Origin of the sequence: Peribacillus simplex NBRC 15720 = DSM 1321 (assembly GCF_002243645.1) — a bacterium.
Classification (GTDB): domain Bacteria; phylum Bacillota; class Bacilli; order Bacillales; family DSM-1321; genus Peribacillus; species Peribacillus simplex.
The window spans coordinates 2,560,001-2,574,246 of sequence record NZ_CP017704.1; the positions used below are offsets into that span (position 1 = coordinate 2,560,001).

Consider the following 14,246-nt stretch of genomic DNA (forward strand, 5'->3'; position numbering starts at 1 on the left):
CACCAACTAGCTAATGCGCCGCGGGCCCATCTATAAGTGACAGCGTAAACCGTCTTTCCATCTTCTCTCATGCGAGAAAAGAACGTATCCGGTATTAGCTCCGGTTTCCCGAAGTTATCCCAGTCTTATAGGCAGGTTGCCCACGTGTTACTCACCCGTCCGCCGCTAATCTCAGGGAGCAAGCTCCCATCGATTCGCTCGACTTGCATGTATTAGGCACGCCGCCAGCGTTCGTCCTGAGCCAGGATCAAACTCTCCGAAGAAATGTTTGACTTGCTCATTTGCTTTTTTAATAGTGTGTGCTCACTTAAAATTTAACGTTGGCGCTTTGTTTTGTTCAGTTTTCAAAGAGCAATTTATTGTCGTTACCTTCGTAAGCGACTTTAATAATATATCAACTATATTATTTTTTGTCAACAACTTTTTTTCTTTCGCTGTCGACTTAGTTATTATATCTAGTATCAGGAATAAAAGCAATAGTTATTTTAAAATAAATAATATACATGAATTCATAGATTTAAAATTCTTTGACTGCCCCCCTAATTAAGAAGAAAAAGCTTACCTTTTTTAGAGTAAACTTTCTCTTTAAACCTTATAGTATTTCTTCTATATATAATTCCCGATTAATCCCTAAATTGATAATTTGCTCACTACCCATCACCTTTATGACCGGTCTTGTTTGCGAGCCGGCATCAATAAAAATGATTTCAGCGATGAATCCGTTGCTCAGTTTGACCATGCTTCCTATAGAAAAATTAGCGAAGCTTGATAACAAGGTTTTAACTACCCCAATATCGAATTTACCAAAATCATCATGTAAGATCATTTCTAATACCTTAAACGGTGACTGTTTCTTTCTATATGTCCTTTCGGAAGTCATGGCGTGAAAGACATCTGCAACAGCAATGATTTTTGAGAGTAAGTTCATGGGTTTCGTATTCAATCTTTTAGGATAACCCGTTCCATCTAACCTTCCATGATGCTCTAGAACGGCTATCTTCACACTATCCTTAATGATGGAACTATCTTTAATCATCTTATAGCTGAAAATAGGATGAGCATGTATCTCCTCATAATCATCTGCTGTTAGGCTTTCCGTTTTATTTAATAACCTTGGTGGCAGCTTTGCCATCCCACAATCTTCCAGACACCCGCCAATTGCAACTTGGTAGACATCGGCCCATTGCATTTCATTTTATATGCAATATATCCTCCTATTAACCCAATTGAAATAGCATGATGGTATACATAGTCTTCTTTATTGCAACAGTGGTGAAGCTTCAAAATGTTTCCTGGTTCCCCTAAAGCCTTGTCCATTAGGGGAATCATGATTAAACGAATCATGGTCACCTCGACTTTACTGCCCGCCTGCCAATTTTTAAATAATCGTTTATATGTTTGTACTGACTTAAGATACAAATCCGTAAAATCCGATGACTCTTCCATTTCATCCAATTCTGGATCTATTACTTCTTTCGGCAGAAATTTCTTTCCATCAATCAAAGTTTTTTCAACGCTTACCTCTGTTATTAAAAAGGCATGCAAAGCTTCTATTAATCGCTGGGTCAATATTGTTTTTTCATACATTATGGGGCGTTTCAAAAGACCTCTAATCTCTTTTGAGAGGATGCAGCCTTCGATTAAATAGCGAGTTTTCACTAGCAAAACGTTTCACCTCGGTAGTATTAGTGAGTATCATTCTACTTGAAAAACATGGTAAAAACTATATTTTTTTTATGATTAAATACCTAATAACATTCAATTTATTAGCATTAATATCTTATATTCCCCAAAATTGATAAGTCTTTTTACCTAAATTCAAACACTCTTGAAATCAGTTTAAAGTTCATCTTATGCACAAAAAAAGACCCAGCTCAATTGCCTGGGTCTTTTTTTGTGGAAAGATTATTCTTCCGTATCTTTTTCAGTTCCTTCATTTTCTTCAATTACAGTAGGTTCAGAATCAGATTCAGGTTCAGAATCAGATTCTAGAGTCGTGACCGTTTCTATATCCATGTCTTTTTCTTCTTCTTCTTCTTCTCTTCCTACGATGGCTACCGTCGAAACATATTCATTATCTGTGGATTCGAGTCGGATGAGCTTAACACCCTGTGTATTACGGCCCGTTTTAGAAATGCCTTCGACTTCCATTCGGATCAATACACCAGCTGCTGTAATCAGCATCAAATCTTCATCTACACCCGTAACGGTTTTCACGGCTATAAGTTCACCATTTTTCTCAGTGACGTTACATGTTTTTATTCCTTTGCCTCCACGGCTTTGAATACGGTATTCTTCCTCAGAGGTCCGTTTTCCATAGCCGTTTTTCGTAACGATAAGGACTTCTTCATCATCTTCAAGAATTTCCATGCCGACAACTTCATCATTGGCCCTTAAGGAAATACCTTTCACTCCCGCTGCAGTACGTCCCATTGTCCGTACATCCGTCTCAGGGAAACGAATCATCATCCCGGATTTCGTTCCAATTATGATTTGCTTCTCTCCATTCGTAAGACGGACAGAAATCAATTCATCATCTTCACGTAAACCTAGGGCAATTAAACCGTTATTACGAATATTTGCAAACGACGACAAAGGTGTACGCTTCGATATCCCATGTCTGGTCGTGAAGAATAAATACCAATCGTCAGCAAATTCCTTCACCGGTATGATTGCATTGACCCACTCACCTTTATCGACTTCCAACAAGTTGATAAGCGGCAACCCTTTTGCCGTCCTACCATATTCAGGTATTTCATATCCTTTGGAACGATAGACCTTACCTTTGTTAGTGAAGAATAATAGAGTGTCATGAGTCGAAGTGGTTAACAAGTGACCGACAAAGTCATCTGTATTCGTTCCCATACCCTGTATCCCGCGCCCTCCGCGTTTTTGACTGCGGTACGTGGTTGCAGGCAAGCGTTTAATATAACCGTTATGCGTCAGTGTCACGATTATATTTTCTTCTGGAATTAAATCCTCATCTTCAAGGCTTTCAAAGCCGGCTAATGTGATTTCAGTTCTCCGTTTATCATCAAAACGTTCTTTAATTTCAAGAAGCTCTTCACGAATAATTTCAAGAACCTTTTCCTCATCAGCAAGAATGGCTTTATATTCTGCAATAATAGCCATTAAAGCCTGATACTCATCTTCAATTTTTTCACGTTCCAGACCTGTCAAACGTTGTAAACGCATATCCAGGATAGCTTGCGCCTGTTTTTCAGAAAGTGAAAATTGTGTCATTAAGCCTTCACGCGCAATTTCCGTCGTTTGGGAACCACGGATTAATGAAATGACCGCATCCAAATTATCAAGTGCAATGCGCAAACCTTCTAAAATATGGGCACGGGCTTCCGCTTTCCGTAATTCAAATTCAGTCCTGCGCCGTATGACTACCTGCTGATGCTCTAAGTAATAGTGTAGGCATTGTTTTAAATTCAGCACTTTAGGCTGACCGTCCACCAAAGCAAGTAGATTGATTCCGAAGGTTGTCTGCATTGCGGTATGCTTATACAGGTTGTTTAAAAGGACATTTGCATTAACATCCTTTCGAAGTTCCATGACGATACGCATGCCATTACGATCAGATTCATCCCGTAAATCGGTAATGCCTTCGATTTTCTTATCTCGAGCAAGTTCTGCAATTTTTTCAATCAATCTTGCTTTATTCACTTGATAAGGGATTTCTTTAACAAGGATTACCTGTTTTCCATTGGGTTTTTCTTCAATCTCGACTCTCGCCCGTTGAATGATTGACCCTTTTCCAGTTTCATAGGCCTTCCTGATTCCGCTTCGTCCTAAAATTAAACCGGCTGTCGGAAAATCCGGACCAGGGATATATTCCATCAACTCTGGAATTGTAATTTCAGGATTCTTGCTTAAAGCCAATACGCCGTCAATTACCTCACCTAATTGATGGGGTGGAATATTGGTTGCCATCCCTACTGCTATACCTGATGAACCATTCACTAACAAGTTCGGGAAACGGGCTGGCATAACGGCTGGTTCTCTTTCTGAACCATCGTAGTTATCCTGGAAATTAACCGTATCTTTATTTAAATCGCGAAGTAACTCCATCGAGATCTTCGACATTCTTGCTTCTGTATACCTCATTGCGGCAGCTTGGTCTCCATCGACCGAACCGAAATTCCCGTGACCATCGACAAGCATATAACGATAGTTAAAAGGCTGCGCCATCCGTACCATCGTTTCATATACGGCAGAATCACCATGCGGGTGATATTTACCGATTACTTCCCCGACAATACGGGCTGATTTTTTAAATGGTTTATCCGAAGTCATTCCAAGATCATTCATTGCATAAAGAATTCTTCGGTGTACCGGTTTTAAACCGTCCCTTACATCAGGCAAAGCCCGAGACACGATAACGCTCATCGCATAATCCAAAAACGATGTCCGCATCTCGGTACTTATATTTATTTCTTTTACACCTGATCTTTCATTTTCTGACATGGAGCCAACCTCCTATTAAAAGCTTATACTCTCATTTAAATTTAACTGTTCGTTCACTATGTAAAGAACAGGATGTAAAAAGCATCCTGTCAAAAAATCAGATATCAAGATTTTTTACATAAATTGCATTTTCTTCAATGAAGTTACGTCGCGGTTCGACCTTGTCGCCCATCAACATCTCGAAAGTTTCATCTGCCTCGGCAGCATCTTTCAAACTGACTTGAAGCAGTGTTCTCGTATCAGGGTTCATGGTCGTTTCCCACAATTGCTCTGGATTCATTTCCCCCAGCCCTTTATAACGCTGCAGGTTAGGCTTAGGAGTACTTGGCATACTCGCCATGATTTCTTCAAGCTCGCGGTCATTATAAGCATAATCCACTTTTTTCCCTTGTTGAATCTTGAAAAGTGGCGGCTGAGCAATATATATATATCCATACTCGATAATTTTTCTCATATAACGGTAGAAGAATGTCAACATCAGCGTTCTGATATGGGCACCATCGACATCCGCATCGGTCATGATAACAATTTTATGGTATCTTGCTTTTTCAATATTGAATTCATCACCAATGCCTGTTCCAAGTGCTGTGATGATCGTACCTATTTCTTCATTATGCAGGATTCTGTCCAATCGCGCTTTTTCAACATTCAGGATTTTACCCCTTAGCGGCAGAATAGCTTGGAAATGGCGGTCCCGTCCTTGTTTTGCCGAGCCTCCCGCCGAGTTTCCTTCAACGATGTACAATTCGCTTATACCTGGGTCCTTAGAAGAACAATCTGCCAATTTACCCGGTAGATTGGATACTTCCAAAGCACTTTTCCTTCGGGTCAATTCACGTGCTTTCTTCGCTGCCATTCGGGCTCTCGCAGCCATTTGCCCTTTATCTACAATTTTTCGGGCCACGGCAGGATTTTCGTATAAGAAGGCATCAAGTCGTTCCGAAAGAATGGAATCAGTAACCGTTCTTACCTCAGAGTTTCCGAGTTTGGTTTTCGTCTGACCTTCAAATTGTGGATCAGGATGCTTAATCGAAATGATTGCCGTTAAACCTTCCCGGACATCTTCACCTGAGAAATTGGCATCTGCTTCTTTTAAAAGACCATTTTTCCGTGCATAATCATTGATGACACGGGTCAAAGCAGTCTTGAATCCTGATTCATGTGTACCGCCTTCATAGGTATGAATATTATTGGCAAAAGAAAAGACATTACTGATATAGCTGTCATTATATTGCAATGCCAATTCAACAGAAATTCCATCTTTCTCGCCTTCCATGAAAATCGGTTCCTCATGCAATACCTCTTTAGAACGGTTCAAATGCTCAACATAAGATTTGATACCGCCCTCATAGTGGAAATCCCTGATTTTCTCTTCTTCTTCACGTTTATCTTCAATGATCAGCTTCAAGCCTTTATTCAGGAATGCAAGCTCACGGATTCGTGTGGCTAATGTATCGAAATCATATTCCAAGGTTTCCGTGAAGATTTCACCATCAGGAATGAAGTGTACAGTCGTTCCGGTATGATCGGTTTCCCCGATAATTTTCAAATCTTCTTTAGGGACACCGCGGTTAAATTGCTGATAATGGATTTTACCTTCACGATGAACATAAACTTCCAATACCGTGGATAAGGCATTAACTACTGAAGCCCCCACACCATGCAGACCACCGGAGACCTTATAACCTCCGCCGCCAAATTTTCCGCCCGCATGAAGGACCGTCATGATTACTTCTACAGCTGGGCGTCCCATTTTTTCATGGATGCCTACTGGGATTCCCCGACCATTATCGACTACGGTTATGCTATTGTCTTCTTCGATTGTCACTTTGATTTCCGTACAGAAACCAGCCAGTGCCTCATCAATACTATTATCGACAATTTCCCAAACAAGATGGTGAAGTCCTTTTGCAGAGGTAGTGCCGATATACATTCCCGGACGTTTACGAACTGCTTCTAAGCCTTCTAAAACCTGTATCTGATTCTCATCGTATGCCTGAGCTTGTACTTCTTTTTGTTCCATTGTCATACGTATCACCTACACTTTTCTTTTGGCATTTATCAATTTTCAGGAGTAATTATAACGTTTAGCTACAATTCAAAGAATATCTATATCATCGATTAAGAGCGATGGCTGCAGTGAACGCTTTTTCAAAGTGGATGACGCAAGCGGTGAATAATATACCTGTTTGTCCGTCACTACAATCGATTTAACCGAGTTTTTTGCTAAATGGTAAGTTACATCAGACTTTTTCTCCAAAAATTCACTCATGATTGGAGAGGACTGAAGCAGCTTCTTATCTAAAATGGCTATGACATCGTCCGTTTTCACAAGAATGTCTTCACCAATATGGAGATACATACATTCACCTCATCATTTAACCTTTTTTATACTTCCTTGACTAACATAATAGGTGGACGCTTCTCTTAGGGTTTGATGATCGATTCCATCAACGGAGGGTGTCGTCACGAATGTTTGCACTTTCCCTTGTATCGTATTCAGTAAATGGGATTGACGGAAATCGTCAAGTTCCGATAACACATCATCCAATAATAAAATGGGATACTCGCCGATTTCTTCATGGATCAGCTCAATTTCGGCAAGTTTCAAAGATAAGGCAGTCGTACGCTGTTGTCCTTGTGAACCATATGTCTGGACATCACGGTCATTCACAAAAAAAACCAGGTCGTCACGATGAGGACCTACCAGTGTTACACCCCGTTCAATTTCCCTTGTTTTTATTTTATCAAATTTTTCTGTGTATACTTCTATCATTTTCGTCAAATCCATAGATTCTGATACATCAAGCGACGGTTTATATTGGATTTTCAATACTTCTAGATTTCTGGAGATCCCCGAATGAATCGGCTCTGCCCATTGCTGGAGCTTTAAAAGAAACTCATATCTTCTTTCGACAATTTTCGCTGCATACTGAATAAATTGATCAGTCAGCACGTCAAGCATCGTCGTATCCGTTTGTTTCCGGGTCTGCAGAAGCTTTAAGTAATGATTTCTTTGTTGAAGTATTTTATGATATTGGCTCATATCATGAAGGTATACGGGAGAAACCTGGCCAATTTCCATATCTATAAAACGGCGTCTGACTAGAGGACTTCCCTTTACAAGGTTAAGATCCTCAGGCGCAAACATGACCACATTCATATTTCCGACATATTGACTCAACTTTCTTTGTTCAATATGGTTGCACTTCGCCTTTTTCCCTTTTTTTGAAATGGTCAGCTCAAGTGGTATTGAGGTATTTCTCTTTCTAACTCTTCCTTCTATTTTAGCATACTCTTCATCCCAGCGAATAAGTTCTTTATCATTTGAGGTCCGATGAGATTTTGCCATAGCTAAAACAAAAATAGATTCCATGACATTTGTTTTTCCTTGAGCATTTTCGCCGAGGATTACATTGACTTTATTCTCAAAAGTCAGATTCAATTCGGTATAGTTGCGGTAATTTTTCAAACTTATATTTTCAATATACATATTCCGCTCTTCCCTTATGTTTTAGCTTGTAATAGTGTAGGTGCCAAATCCAGGAATCTCTATTTTATCACCTGATCTTAATTTTCTGCCTCTTCTCACGTCTAATTCGCCATTAATGTAAACCTCGTATTCACTTAAGAACCATTTCGCCATTCCGCCGCTTTGGATCAAATCTGCCAATTTCAAGAATTGTCCAAGCGTAATATATTCGGTACTGATTTTTATGGAGTCCATTTCATGCCTCACTCATTTCTAAGTAGTCTTTAATATTTCATTTTACTAAATTAATCACATTAAGACAAAGTATAGCTTTTTCAGTTCTTTTTTTTAGCGTTTCAGTGTTCCGTACAGCATTAAAAAAACACTAAAAATCCTTTGGAAACCTATGTTTAAATATAAAAAAATTAAAGGCCTGCTATACAAGCCTTTAATTTTTTTGAAATATTATTTTAGCTTAATAAGTCCTTACCGGGAGAATTAATTGCAGCATGGAATCATCATGTAGCGGACGAATGACAAACGGACGCATTGCACCTGTGAAATTAATTTTTATATCGGAACCTTCCAATGCTTTTAGAGCATCCATTACAAATTTGGCACTGAATGAGATTTTCAGGTCTTCACCTTCAATGGCTTCTGCCTGAACCTCTTCAATTACTTTACCAATTTCAGGAGTATTGGAAGAGACTTCGATTATACGGCCTTCCAGGGTTGTCAATTTGACGACATTATTTCTTCCTTCTCTCGCCAATAAAGAAGCCCTGTCGATCGCTTGAAGAAAATCTTTAGTGTGAACAGTCACATCCGTTTTGCTATCTGATGGAATCAAGCGTGATGTATCAGGATAATTCCCTTCAAGCAGTCTTGAGAAGAATAATAAATTTTCAGCTTTGAAAAGTACTTGGTTTTCGGTAATGACGATTTCAATGAGTTCGTTTGTATCATCAAGGATTTTACTCAACTCACTCAGACTTTTACCTGGGATTACAACGCTATAGGTCCCGGTAATTTTATTTTCTATTTTGGCTGTTCTCATTGCAAGCCTATGACTATCTGTTGCAATACAGGTCAATTCGTCATCTTGAACCTTCAAGTTTACACCTGTTAAGATGGGGCGTGTTTCTGACGTGGACACTGCAAAGCCAGTTTGGCGGATAAGGGTCTTTAAAAGGTCCGTTGGAAGTTTGAAAATATTTTCTTCTTCAATGATCGGAAGATGTGGATATTCCTCAGGATCCAGTCCATTTAGATTAAATTCAGCTTTACCTGAGCGAATAATCGTTTGAAAGTTGTTCTCCACTTCAATTTCTACAGTATCCATCGGCAGCTTTTTAACAATTTCACTAAAAAAACGAGCATTCAGGACAATACCGCCGCTACTTTTAACTTCAACAATCTCATCTCCGTCAACTTCAGCCGGAATGAATGATTGGATGGAGATATCTGAATCACTTCCTGTTAGAGTGACACCCTCACTAGTAACGCTTATTTTTATCCCTGTTAGAATCGGAATCGTCGTCCTCGATGTGACTGCTTTCATTACTTCTTGGACACTATGAACTAATCGATCTCTTTGGATTATAAATCTCATGTTTCATCCTCCAATTTTTTATTGCCGAATAGGCATATTTATTAATAATTTTTATTAAAAAAGATAGTAGTAATAGTAGTAGGGCCTGTTGATATGTGGATAAGTCCACTCAACCTAAGGAAAAACAGTCTATCCACATGTGGACAGACTGTGTGTAAGTAGTCGTCAGTTATGCACATTATCCAGAATCTATTATACCCTCAGCTGATCCTGGATTTCTTTAACCTGACGTTGAAGCTGGGTGTCCGTTTGCATGAGTTTAGAGATTTTTTCATGCGCATGGATAACGGTCGTATGATCGCGACCTCCAAATTCATCACCTATCTTGGGCAGGGATGAGTCCGTTAACTCCCTGGAAAGATACATGGCAATCTGTCTTGGAAAGGCTACGGATTTAGTCCGTTTTTTCGCCTTGAAATCCTCAAGTTTGACACTATAATGTTCACCGACCGTCTTCTGGATTTCTAAGATGGTGATTATTTTAGGTTTTGAGCTAGGTATGATGTCTTTTAATGCTTCAGCTGCCAAATCGGCATTTATATCTTTATTAATCAATGAAGAATAAGCGACGACACGGATAAGTGCTCCCTCAAGCTCACGAATATTGGAATCGATTTGGTTGGCAATATAGAGCATGACTTCATTTGGGATATCAAGACCCTCAGCTTTTGCCTTTTTACGCAATATGGCAATCCGCGTTTCTAGATCAGGAGGTGTGATATCCGTGATCAAGCCCCACTCAAACCTTGAACGGAGGCGATCCTCGAGTGTAGGTATCTCTTTTGGCGGGCGGTCACTCGAGATGACGATCTGTTTGCTTTCTTCATGCAACGCATTGAATGTATGGAAAAACTCCTCTTGAGTTTGTTCTTTTCCCGCAAGAAATTGAATATCATCAATTAATAAAACATCAACGCTTCGATATCTATCACGGAATTCCCCTGCTTTATTGTCCCGGATCGAGTTGATGAATTCATTCGTGAACTTTTCAGATGATAAATAAACGACCTTTGCATTCGGATTATGCTCAAGAACATAATGTCCGATTGCATGCATTAAATGAGTTTTTCCAAGACCTACGCCCCCGTATATGAATAAGGGATTATAGGCTTTGGCCGGAGCTTCTGCGACAGCGAGAGACGCGGCATGGGCAAAACGATTGCCGGAGCCGATGACAAATGTATCGAAGGTATTTTTCGCATTCAGCATATGTTGTGGAAATGCAGCATGCTCTTTATCCTGTTTTTTTATCTTTTTAGGCTGAACAGGAACGGTAAAATCATCATCTTCTTGATTGGGGGGAATGATGAATTTTGCTTCCAATTCCTCACCGGTAAGTTCAAACAATACATCGGAAATAAGATGGGAATAGCGTTCTTCAAGCCAATCCCTGGCAAATTCATTGGGAGCGGTGACTGTTAATGTATCACCTTGCAGTAAATAAGCCTTGGTTGATTTAAGCCAAGTTTCAAAGCTTGGTTTACTGATTTTTTTTTCGATTTTTCCGAGCGCCTGGTTCCAGAGGCTATCGATGTTATCCAAACTTATCCCTCCTTTGCAAAATATTTTTAATAATTGTATCTAAATGTATAGGCACAAATAAACTCATCGATTGCCATCTTTATATTAATTTTGACAGCAAAGGTTCGGTGAGCTGTATAAGGGATTTTTGTGTTGTGTAATTTGAAGTGCCTAAAAACTATATCTTGCGCTGTACAACCTTTGTACAGACTACATCTGGTGAGCCAGTGTAGATTTGAATGTTTATTCATCAACAGGTATTTTAAGAAATATATAATAAAGAAGAAAAAAGGGTTTTCGACAATATCCACCATCTGTGGACAGATTAATATACACAGGTCGAATAAACTATCCACAAGTTATGCACAGTCTGTGGATAACCGTTCCCTGTTGATAAAGTTATTCAGAGTGAAAACACAAATATAATATCAGAAAATCAGGCGTCTTGCAATGGGTTAGAAAACTTTATCCACAACTTACCGAGCTTGTGGGAAAAACTTTTCCACAGGCTACTGTTATGTGCAAAAGTCTATAAAATGGGTTGTGGATAGAAAAAAACATGTCGAATTTTATCCACAGATCATGATAATAGGCTCGAATTAATTTAATTTGAACCAAGTTGTTCAAGCCGGAAGACATGCATGATACAGATCGAAAGATGATTCAGGTTCATTCTTATTATTTGTCGAATGTTGTGTCGATCAAGGGAGGATTCATTGCGAATCTCATATTCGTGCTCATGGATAAAATGATGGAAATTTCCCTTTCCCCAAAAATTTCTATATCAGTTCGGGGCAAAATCATTTACAATAGGCTAGGTAGTAAAAAAAGGCCTACTGGACATTGAGCATTAAAAAAGAAATATTTTTATGGATGAGGTTGACAAGTAGAAACCTCCATCTATATAATTGTAAAGACTGTCTTTAACTGTTATTCCTCAGGGAGGTGTCATATAATGAAAAGAACTTATCAACCGAATAACCGCAAACATAGTAAAGTTCACGGTTTCCGTGCACGTATGAGCACGAAAAACGGACGTAGAGTAATCGCTGCACGTCGCCGTAAGGGCAGAAAAGTATTATCTGCATAGACCACTGAAAAGTCTCAGTGGTCTTTTTTCGCAAAATAAGGGATTTACTGAGACTCAATTCATGTAATGAAGGTGTAAAAATGAAAAAAAAGTTAAGGATTAAGAAAGAGGACGAATTTCAGCTTGTGTTTAAAAAAGGTGAATCTTCTGCTAATCGGCAATTCGTTGTCTATGTCCTTGAAAAGCCGGGTCAGGATTATTTTCGGATCGGCCTTTCAGTCAGTAAAAAAATCGGGAACGCCGTTGTAAGGAACCAAATTAAAAGATACATACGGCAAGCGTTTTTGGAATTGAAAGAAGATATAGAAGAGGGTAAGGATTATATTGTGATTGCTCGAAAGCCAGCGGCGGAGATGGACTTTTTTCAGGTGAAAAGCAGCTTGATCCATGTCCTGAAACGTTCTAAATCACTAAACTTTAAAATGAAAAAACAATAAAGTCCCCCTTTATATCGAATAAGCACTCCTCGGATCATGTGGTTACTTGAGAAAGATGACATAGAAAATTCCGATTGTAACTGTGGAAAAATTGGATTACTTTTCCTTGAAATCTTCTAATAAACAGTTCACAATTGTTTCAAAAAAGATTGATTGCAGTTAGGAGGAAATTACGGTTGAAAAAACGAATATTACTCATTATTGGACTAGCCTCGATAATGATGTTGTTAGCAGGGTGTACGGAAATTAAAGAACCTATTACTGCGGATAGTGAAGGTTTTTGGAATTCATACATTGTCTATCCATTATCAGCCCTGATCATTTGGCTTTCTGAAGCATTTGGTGAGAACTATGGTTTGGGAATCATCGGTGTTACACTAATCATTCGCTTAGCATTACTTCCATTAATGATCAAACAGGTGAAAAGCTCGAAAGCAATGCAGGCCATTCAGCCTGAAATGAAAGAACTTCAAGCAAAATACAGCTCAAAAGATGCTGCCACACAACAAAAACTACAGCAAGAAACAATGGCTCTATTTTCAAAATATAATGTGAATCCATTGGCGGGATGTTTGCCGATATTGGTACAAATGCCGATTTTGATCGGATTTTACCATGCAATCAGCCGTACGGAAGAAATTGCTTTACATAGTTTTCTTTGGTTTGATTTAGGTTCCCCGGATCCTTATTATATTTTACCGGTCGTTGCAGGTATCACGACTTTTATCCAGCAAAAGATGTCCATGGTTGGAATGAACTCCAATCCACAAATGGCGGCACAAATGACGATGATGCTATACATCATGCCAATCATGATTGTTGTTTTTGCTATTAATTTCCCCGCTGCTCTTTCTCTTTACTGGGTAGTTGGTAACCTTTTTGGTATCGTTCAAACATATTTCATCAAAGGTCCGGATCTTAGAAAAGCAGCTGCGGAAAACGCGGGAGGGGCAAAGAAAAAGTGAAAAAAGTAACTGCTACAGGACAATCTGTCGAAGAAGCAGTAAATTTAGCTTTAGCTCAACTGAACAGCACTAAGGATCGCGTGGAGATTGAAATAGAAGATGAAGGCAAAAAAGGATTTTTTGGTTTATTTGGTGCAAGGAAGGCAATTGTCCATGTGACATTGCCTTCTGATCCCATTGAAGAGACACTTGGATTCTTGAAGAATGTCAGCGTGGAAATGGGAGTCAATGCACAAATTGATGTCACCCGTAAAGGTAAGAACGTAACATTCCATTTATCAGGTGATAAAATTGCATTAATGATTGGAAAAAGGGGTCAAACACTAAATTCACTTCAGTATTTAGCACAGCTGGTAGCAAATCGATATTCGAAGCAGTTTTTGAATATTACTGTAGATGCAGAAGATTATCGAAATCGCCGCACTGACACTTTAATCCAATTGGCTGAAAGAATGGCGAATAAAGCCATAAAAACAGGTAAAGCTGTTTCACTGGAGCCGATGCCATCCTATGAACGTAAGGTCATCCATAATGCTCTCTTGGATTATCCAAAAATAAAAACAACTTCAAGTGGGACGGAGCCATATCGCCACTTGGTCATTACTCCACTTAAATGAACCTTCTGCTTTTAAGCAGGGGTTCTTTTTTTTGGCCATGGTATCGTTGTGTGTCGAAT

Annotated in this window: 13 protein-coding genes and 1 rRNA gene (1 of these 14 cut by a window edge); 4 read left to right on the forward strand and 10 right to left on the reverse strand. The window is 39.2% G+C overall.

Annotation, left to right across the window (positions count from 1 at the left end):
• From BS1321_RS12230 to dnaA, 10 genes are all read right to left on the reverse strand, one after another.
• A 16S ribosomal RNA gene (locus BS1321_RS12230) occupies positions 1–263 on the reverse strand (it extends 1,288 nt beyond the left edge of the window).
• Between the two features lie 329 nt (positions 264–592).
• Positions 593–1,132 (reverse strand): HD-GYP domain-containing protein, encoded by a 540-nt coding sequence (locus tag BS1321_RS12235; RefSeq protein ID WP_063234321.1) that lies wholly within the window; start codon positions 1,130–1,132, stop codon positions 593–595.
• Entirely contained in the window at positions 1,105–1,665 is a 561-nt protein-coding gene (locus tag BS1321_RS12240) for a hypothetical protein (protein ID WP_063234320.1), read from the reverse strand. The genes BS1321_RS12235 and BS1321_RS12240 overlap by 28 nt, the downstream gene beginning before the upstream one ends.
• A 240-nt stretch (positions 1,666–1,905) precedes the next feature.
• Positions 1,906–4,473: a DNA gyrase subunit A gene (gene gyrA / locus BS1321_RS12245; protein WP_063234319.1), complete on the reverse strand. Its 2,568-nt coding sequence runs from the start codon at positions 4,471–4,473 to the stop codon at positions 1,906–1,908.
• Positions 4,474–4,570: 97 nt separating this feature from the next.
• The gene (gene gyrB / locus BS1321_RS12250) at positions 4,571–6,496 is read right to left on the reverse strand and encodes a DNA topoisomerase (ATP-hydrolyzing) subunit B (protein WP_063234336.1); all 1,926 of its coding nucleotides are present in this window, start codon (positions 6,494–6,496) and stop codon (positions 4,571–4,573) included.
• 75 nt (positions 6,497–6,571) lie between these two features.
• Positions 6,572–6,835, reverse strand: coding sequence for an extracellular matrix regulator RemB (gene remB, locus BS1321_RS12255; protein WP_063234318.1), 264 nt, complete (start codon positions 6,833–6,835; stop codon positions 6,572–6,574).
• 12 nt (positions 6,836–6,847) lie between these two features.
• The gene (gene recF, locus BS1321_RS12260) at positions 6,848–7,966 is read right to left on the reverse strand and encodes a DNA replication/repair protein RecF (protein WP_063234317.1); all 1,119 of its coding nucleotides are present in this window, start codon (positions 7,964–7,966) and stop codon (positions 6,848–6,850) included.
• A 21-nt stretch (positions 7,967–7,987) separates the two neighbouring features.
• Positions 7,988–8,200: a S4 domain-containing protein YaaA gene (gene yaaA, locus BS1321_RS12265; protein ID WP_063234316.1), complete on the reverse strand. Its 213-nt coding sequence runs from the start codon at positions 8,198–8,200 to the stop codon at positions 7,988–7,990.
• Positions 8,201–8,420: 220 nt separating this feature from the next.
• On the reverse strand, positions 8,421–9,557 hold the full coding sequence (dnaN, locus tag BS1321_RS12270; RefSeq protein ID WP_063234315.1) for a DNA polymerase III subunit beta: 1,137 nt from the start codon (positions 9,555–9,557) through the stop codon (positions 8,421–8,423).
• A 192-nt stretch (positions 9,558–9,749) separates the two neighbouring features.
• Positions 9,750–11,099, reverse strand: coding sequence for a chromosomal replication initiator protein DnaA (gene dnaA / locus BS1321_RS12275; protein WP_057914144.1), 1,350 nt, complete (start codon positions 11,097–11,099; stop codon positions 9,750–9,752).
• A gap of 934 nt (positions 11,100–12,033) precedes the next feature.
• On the opposite strand from dnaA, the gene rpmH reads away from it, so the two are divergent.
• The 4 genes from rpmH (at position 12,034) to jag (ending at position 14,187) form a co-directional block, all read left to right on the forward strand.
• Entirely contained in the window at positions 12,034–12,168 is a 135-nt protein-coding gene (rpmH, locus tag BS1321_RS12285; protein ID WP_034316183.1) for a 50S ribosomal protein L34, read from the forward strand.
• 80 nt (positions 12,169–12,248) lie between these two features.
• Positions 12,249–12,605, forward strand: coding sequence for a ribonuclease P protein component (gene rnpA / locus BS1321_RS12290; protein ID WP_063234313.1), 357 nt, complete (start codon positions 12,249–12,251; stop codon positions 12,603–12,605).
• A gap of 176 nt (positions 12,606–12,781) precedes the next feature.
• On the forward strand, positions 12,782–13,570 hold the full coding sequence (gene spoIIIJ, locus BS1321_RS12295) for a YidC family membrane integrase SpoIIIJ (RefSeq protein WP_063234312.1): 789 nt from the start codon (positions 12,782–12,784) through the stop codon (positions 13,568–13,570).
• A complete protein-coding gene (jag, locus tag BS1321_RS12300; RefSeq protein ID WP_063234311.1) occupies positions 13,567–14,187 on the forward strand; it encodes an RNA-binding cell elongation regulator Jag/EloR in 621 nt (206 codons plus the stop codon). Before spoIIIJ ends, jag begins: the two co-directional genes overlap by 4 nt.
• The last annotated feature ends 59 nt before the right edge of the window (positions 14,188–14,246 follow it).